Here is a 322-nt window from a genome sequence, read left to right as displayed (position 1 = left end):
GTGGTTCAGGCCGTGAAATCACATCTTGCAGGTTCGTCGCCGGAGGTGGGTTCGTTGCTGATTGCGCGCCCGACCTGTGGCGCTGGCGCGCGGTCCGTCGTATGTGGACAGCACGCCTTTGATCTCGCCGAAGCGTTGGCGCTGCAGATCAATGAGAGGCGCATTGGACATCGACCGCCACTGCATCTCTTCATTGCGGCACCGAATGCCTTTACGTTCTTCCTGGGACAAAGACAACCCGGTCTGGGCAAGACCACGCTGTACGAGTACGACTTCGAGGGTGCGAATGGCGGTGGCTACAAACCATCTCTGTCAATGCCCA

1 protein-coding gene is annotated in these 322 nt (G+C 59.0%); it reads left to right on the top strand.

Going from position 1 to position 322, the window contains the following annotated elements; genetic code table 11:
- Positions 1–12: 12 nt before the first annotated feature.
- Positions 13–322 (top strand): SAVED domain-containing protein (locus L6Q67_RS23720; RefSeq protein ID WP_296576029.1); only part of this gene is annotated, 310 nt, incomplete at its 3' end.

Source organism: Zoogloea sp., assembly GCF_023150065.1.
In the GTDB taxonomy this organism is placed as follows: Bacteria; Pseudomonadota; Gammaproteobacteria; order Burkholderiales; family Rhodocyclaceae; genus Zoogloea.
The sequence above is the reverse complement of the archived record's forward strand: the minus strand, read 5'-3'. Positions and strand labels throughout refer to the sequence as shown.